The sequence below is a fragment of the Microbacterium sp. LRZ72 genome (assembly GCF_033792225.1).
In the GTDB taxonomy this organism is placed as follows: domain Bacteria; phylum Actinomycetota; class Actinomycetes; order Actinomycetales; family Microbacteriaceae; genus Microbacterium.
On sequence record NZ_JANGEX010000027.1, the window covers coordinates 1 to 6037 of the forward strand.

Sequence of the window (6037 nt, forward strand, 5' to 3'; positions counted from 1 at the left end):
GACGAGGACGTCGCCGCGTTCCGCGACCGGCCCCTCGCGGACCAGGCCTACCCGTACGTGTTCCTCGACGCCACCTACTGCAAAGCGAGAGTCGGCCGGCGGGTCGTGTCTCAGGCCGTTGTCGTCGCCGTCGGCGTTGCCGCGGACGGGCGGCGCGAGATCCTCGGGTTCGAGGTCGGGGAAACGGAATCGCAACCGTTCTGGACCACGTTCCTCCGCTCGCTGAAAGCCCGGGGCCTGGACGGGGTGAAGCTGGAAGCAACTGCGGGTCGCTCGATCCACAAGGCCTCGATTGACCAGAGCGACATAACGACGATGCACGCAGGCACTTTCTGTGTAACGCTGTCGCGATTGAACATGTCAGCGTATTCTGGCCCGTATGCGCGGCGGGCTCGAGCGGTGGAAGCGGGGCGCCGATTCGCGTGGCGTGAGGCAGGCGATCGCGTACGCGCTGGAGGGAAGCTGCGATTCCCACGTTTCGACGGGCGCCGAGGCGCTCGCCGGATACAGCGACAGCCGCGACGCGGCGATCTTGCGGTTCGTGGCTGTCGGCGAGGGCGTCGCCACTGATCGCCTCACGGCTGACGGGCTCCGGCTGTGGGTCGAGGGTCACGACCCGGTCACCGCCGAGAGGCGAGGCCGAGATCTCCAGTCTCCGGACGCGGATCTCGTTCTCGACGGCACCATCAACGCACCGAAGTCGTTCAGCCTCGCCGCGCTCATCCATCCTGAACTCGCCACGGAGTTCGAAGCGCTCCAGGACCGCCTACGCGATCGGGTGATCACGACCTGGCGGCGTGAACTCAATGCTCGTCGGGGCGCGGGCGGGCGCATCCGCGAGGACCTCAGCCGCATCGAGGTCGTCGAGCTGCAGCACCGGCGCTCCCGTGCGCTCGACCCTCACATCCACCGGCATCTCTGGCTCAACGTCAAGGTGCAGGGGGTCGACGGCAAGTGGTCAAATGTCGACTCCCGTGTCGCCATGAAGCTGCATACGGTCATCAACGCCGAGGGGGAACTCGCGGCACGCACGGACCCCGAATGGATCGCCGCGCTCGCCCGACACGGGTACTCGCTGAACGAGCTCGGGGAGATCGCGCAGCTGGCCCACGTGGTGCGTCCCATGTCGCGCCGCTCGAATCAGATCGAGAGCAACCGCGCCGCCAAGCTGGCCCAGTGGCGTGCCGCGCACCCGGGTCAGGAGCCGTCAAGAGATGTGCTGGCCGCGATCGATCGGTGGGCATGGGCGCAGGGCCGTCCCAACAAGCCCGACGAGCTCGACGAGAGCGAATGGGAATCTCTCCTCCGCGACGAGCTCACTGTCATCGACTCGCGCCTGTTCGTACGGCGCGATCCCATCGGTCCCCCGCGCGCGCGCGTCGCGGAACTCGACCGTGATCTGTTGGCGGCGCAGGCGCTAGTGGATGCTGACGCCCGATCGGCAGCATCCGGTGGGCGTTTCAGCATGTTCGATCTGCGCGCCGGAGCGATGCGCGCCGTCGCGGCGTCGGGGATGGTGGATGAGCGCGAGCTGCTTGGCGAGTTGATCGACGACGTCGGCGCGCGCGCTCGGGAGGGGGCGGTCGATCTGCTGACCGATGCTCGCGACGTTCCGGCCCATGTCAAAGGCTTCATGGCCACGAGTACCGCGACGATCAAAGTCGACCTCGCCGCGAGCCTTGACGAGCTCGCTCAACCGGGCGCCACTGTCCCCGCCGACGCGATACATGCAATCGCCGCTCACGCGCTACCCGCGGGCCGCGCGCTCGACCCCGGGCAAGCCGATGCTGCCGCCGCGATCGCCGGGACCGACCGACTCGTGGCGGTCACCGGCCCCGCCGGTACGGGCAAGACGACGATGCTCGTCGTCGCCAAGGGTGCCATCGAAACCCGGGGGCAGCGGCTGCTGGTCGTGGCGCCGACGAAGAAGGCCGCGACCGTCGCCGCGCGCGAGATCGGTACGGCAGCATCCAGCCTGCACGCGCTGCTGCACGATCACGGGTGGCGGTGGGGCCTCGATCCCGCGGGTGCGGAACTGTGGTGGCAACTCCGTCCGGACGAGCCAGATACGGCAACGGGTGCGCCGTTCCACGGCCCCCAGCGATACCCGCTGCGCGCAGGCGACCGCATCGTCGTCGACGAGGCGGGCATGGTCGACTTGAACGCGGCGAACGCCCTCGCGAGCCTCGCGCAGCAGACCGGCGCGGGCATCGCGATGGTCGGAGACCACCTGCAGGCTCGACCGGTCGGGCATTCCGGCGCGATGGCAATGCTGACTCGGCGCGCCACGGCGATCGTCGAACTCACCGCCGTGCATCGCTTCACCGACCCCGTCTACGCGGCGCTCACGCTGCGCATGCGCGAGCCGCGCTCCCGGGATGCGGCGCTCGCCGTCGCCCACGAACTCGATCAGCGCGGAAACATCCTTCGCGTCGCTTCCGAAGCGGACGCGCGGATGAGGATGCTGCGGGAGTACTTCACCCGGGCGCAAACGGGCAAACGGGTCGCGCTGGTGACAGCGGCGAACTCCGAAGCGCTGGCGATCAACGAGGCCATCCAGCAGCAACGAGTCGAACGCGGCGATCTCGACCCGACACGCGTGGCGCTCGGCCAGGGCGAGCAGCGACTGCTCGAGGGCGACGTCGTTCAGACGCGACGGAACGATCGCGCGTCGGGCGTCGACAATCGCGCTGTCTGGGCCATCGGGCGCATCGGGGCCGACAGCATCCGCCTCGCGAGCATCACTGATTCGGGTGACACCCGCGACGTCACGATGGCCTATGCTGCCGAACACGTTCACCTTGCCTACGCATCGACGGTGCACGGTATCCAGGGCGAGACCACCGACGCGGCGATCGTGGGGCCAGGCGTGGATGCTGCCGGCCTCTACGTCGGCATGACTCGGGGCCGTCACGACAACTATGCGATCGCGATCGCGCGGACGGCGGACGAAGCGGTCAGCGTCATTGCGGATGCGATGGGTCGCGGCGCGCAGGAGGCGACGATCGAGGAAGGGATTGCGGCGGCCCGGGCTGAGCTGGGGCGCGCCGCCGTCGCGCACACGCCGTCACTGCCTATGCCCGGTCCACCGCCGACGCCCACACCCATACGAAGTGGTCCTTCTCGTTGAGGACGAACTTCACGCGTACGGCGCGGGGTGTCCACGACACGGCAACCCTCGCGTGTTGCAGTGAATGCAACTGTTCACACTTGCAAACGAAGCCTATTCGCCTGATTTGGCACCGAGGTGCTCCGACCATAACAGCGTGATCTCGCGGATGCCCAGATCTGAGTTGACACGGTGATGCACTGTCCCATACTTTGTTGCATCTAATGCAAGATATTGGGGCTTCTCCGGCGGCGCTTCGACTGATCACTTCAGCCTCGAACGTCGCATTGGTGAACCCTGAGAGACAGGTCTTCAACGCGATGATCGAGGGCTGGCGGAACCAGCAGTTGTCGCGTGGGCTCCGTGAGCAGACGATCCGGAATCGGACCGCCACGGTGACCCGATTCCGTGATTTCGTCGACAAGCCGCCGTGGAGGTGGACGGTCGCGGACGTGGATGAGTTCACCGTTGAGTCCGGTGGTCGTACGCGGACGCTGTCTACGATGCGCGCGAATCACGGGTCCCTCCGTGGATTCTGCGACTATCTCACGAACCCGTTGTACGACTGGATGGAGATCTGTGATCGCGAGTTCGGCGAGGTCCCGTCGCAGGTGTGCCTGCCGTGGAACACGGTGGCGCATCGGTTCGAGTTCGAAGGCGATGGGAAGCGCCGCCCGTTCACGTATGACGAGGTCGAGCGCTTGTTTGAAACGGCCGACGCCCGCGTCGAACTGCTCGTGTCTTCAGGCAGGAAGGGTGCACTCGGGGCGCTGCGAGATGCCCAGTTGCTGAAGACGGTCTACGCGTTCGGTCTGCGCCGCACCGAGGCGGTGATGCTCGATACCGTCGACTTGCACCACAACGCCAGGATGCGCCAGTGGGGACGCTACGGCGCGATTCATGTGCGGTGGGCGAAGGCTGCGGGAGGCGGTGCGCCACGACGTCGCACTGTACTGCTGGTTCCGGAGTTCGACTGGTGGGTGCCCGGCATGCAGCAATGGCTCGAGCACGCCCGGGAGCGCTTCGGGCCTGGTGACGACCTCGACGCGCTCTGGGTGACTGAGCGGCGCACACGTCTGTCTGCCGGGTATCTCGACCGGAGGTTCGCTGAGCTGCGGGACGAGGCCGGCCTGTCGAAGGATTTGACGCTGCACAGTCTTCGGCATTCCTATGTCACGCACCTGCTGGAGTTCGGCTATGCCGATCGATTCGTCCAGGAGCAAGTCGGGCACATGCACGCGTCGACGACCTCGATCTACGCCTCCGTCAGTTCGGACTACAAGAACCGGGTGCTCGCTGAAGCGCTGAAGGCCCTCATCGAAGGAGAAGCTGATGACCGTTGAGATCGACACCGGATGGAATCTGCGCAGCGTGATGGCCGCGCGCGGGATCTTCCAGACCTCCAAGCTGAAGCCTTTGCTCGAGGAGCGTGGCGTCGACCTGTCTCGGGAACAGGTGTATCGGTTGGTGACACAGCCGCCGCAGCGGGTGCGTCTCGACGTGTTGGCGGCGTTGTGCGATGCGCTGGAGTGCTCCCTCGACGATCTCGTGACGATCACTCGCCGGGAGGCCTCGGCTCCGGTGGCAGTGGGCGAGGAGGCGACGCGCGGTTCGATCGGTGATCTTCGTCCTGTCCGCGCGACGATCCGTCGGCCGCGTACGAAGTAGACGCGGTGGCCAAGCCTCCGCAGCAGCCGCGAGTCGCGGAAGTCGTCGACCTCGTCCGCCCCCTCGTTCCCGAAATCTCTCCCGAGCGTCTCACTGAGATCGTGTATTCGGTCGCGCCGGTGCCCCTCACGCAGCGGCTTCTTGAGCTCGCGCTGATCAAGCAGCCCGGCGTCCTTGAGGGGCAGCATGCGAACGTGCCGATAACCGTCCAGGACCTGGCCCATGCACTGGTCGATGAAGGATCGGACCGGGTTGTGCTGCCGACGTGCGAGTCCTGCGGGCGCGCGGTGAGGATGCCCCACAAGACGCCGGGCGGTGGTCGGCACTGCTCTCGATGCGAGCGGAACGCCAGGTCCGTCTCCTGTGCTTCCTGTGGCCGGGTCCGACCCGTGCAGCGCACAATCGACGGACAGCGCTTCTGCCGCGACTGCTGGCGAGCCGACCCTCGATCGTTCGGCGACTGCTCCCGGTGCGGTCAGCGTGCGACCATCATCGTCCGTCGCCCGCACCTCGTCTGTCTGGCCTGCTACACCGCACCGATCAAGACCTGTGGTCTCTGCGGAGAACCTGGCCGTGTCGCCTCGCACCTCGACGGGCGACGAGTGTGCGCGCGCTGCTATTACGCAATGCGCAGACCACAACCCTGTCCCGAGTGCGGGCGGAGGGTGTTCTTGACCGGGTTCATGAACGGTCAGAAGGTCTGCGCCGACTGCGCGGGCGCTCCGGTCACGATGGCCTGCCCTGGGTGCGGCTCGATCGAGGAGATCCGCAAGCATCACCTCTGCGTCGAGTGCCGCCGGCCCGTCGCGATCCAGCAGCTGCTCGCCGACGATGCGGGAGAGATTCGGGCGGACCTCCACCCCCTTGCCGACTATCTGCTCACACACCACAGTAAAGCGGCGTCGCTCGAACGATGGATGCACAAGAGCAAGTGCGCGATGGTGCTCCGCGAACTCGCGGACGGGACCCTGCCGATCACCGCCGAGGCAATCATCACCCGGGCCCGGTCGGGACAGTCGGTAGCATTTCTTCTCTCGCTTCTGGTTCGTTCCGGCGTGCTGCCGGAACTCGACGTCGAAGGTACGCGTTTCACCCACTGGCTTAATGAGTGGCTCGACGACGTCGACCATCCTGAAGACCGCCTGATCCTGCGCCGTTATTGCACCTGGGAGCTCCTCCGTTCGGTGACGTCCCCTGGGGTGGTGTAGTTCTCGGCGGTGGTGTCGGCGTCGTAGACGTTGGTGAGCCATCGTGCGATGG

General features: G+C 66.6%; 4 protein-coding genes and 1 pseudogene. All 5 read left to right on the forward strand.

Annotation, left to right across the window (positions count from 1 at the left end):
- Positions 1-255, forward strand: a pseudogene (locus tag M4I32_RS14980) (transposase); the annotation flags it as partial.
- A 124-nt stretch (positions 256-379) separates the two neighbouring features.
- Positions 380-3130, forward strand: coding sequence for an AAA family ATPase (locus M4I32_RS14985; RefSeq protein ID WP_319035286.1), 2751 nt, complete (start codon positions 380-382; stop codon positions 3128-3130).
- Positions 3131-3561: 431 nt separating this feature from the next.
- On the forward strand, positions 3562-4452 hold the full coding sequence (locus tag M4I32_RS14990; RefSeq protein WP_319035287.1) for a tyrosine-type recombinase/integrase: 891 nt from the start codon (positions 3562-3564) through the stop codon (positions 4450-4452).
- Positions 4442-4777 carry a helix-turn-helix transcriptional regulator gene (locus tag M4I32_RS14995; RefSeq protein ID WP_319035288.1) on the forward strand — a complete coding sequence of 112 codons (336 nt, stop codon included), beginning with the start codon at positions 4442-4444 and terminating at the stop codon, positions 4775-4777. The genes M4I32_RS14990 and M4I32_RS14995 overlap by 11 nt, the downstream gene beginning before the upstream one ends.
- A 671-nt stretch (positions 4778-5448) precedes the next feature.
- A complete protein-coding gene (locus M4I32_RS15000; RefSeq protein ID WP_319035289.1) occupies positions 5449-5985 on the forward strand; it encodes a hypothetical protein in 537 nt (178 codons plus the stop codon).
- Positions 5986-6037: the final 52 nt, after the last annotated feature.

Excerpts from the sequence above, each read along its gene's own strand:
- M4I32_RS14995 (WP_319035288.1), top strand. The coding sequence starts at position 4,442 with ATGACCGTTGAGATCGACACCGGATGGAATCTGCGCAGCGTGATGGCC.
- M4I32_RS14985 (WP_319035286.1), top strand. The coding sequence starts at position 380 with ATGCGCGGCGGGCTCGAGCGGTGGAAGCGGGGCGCCGATTCGCGTGGC.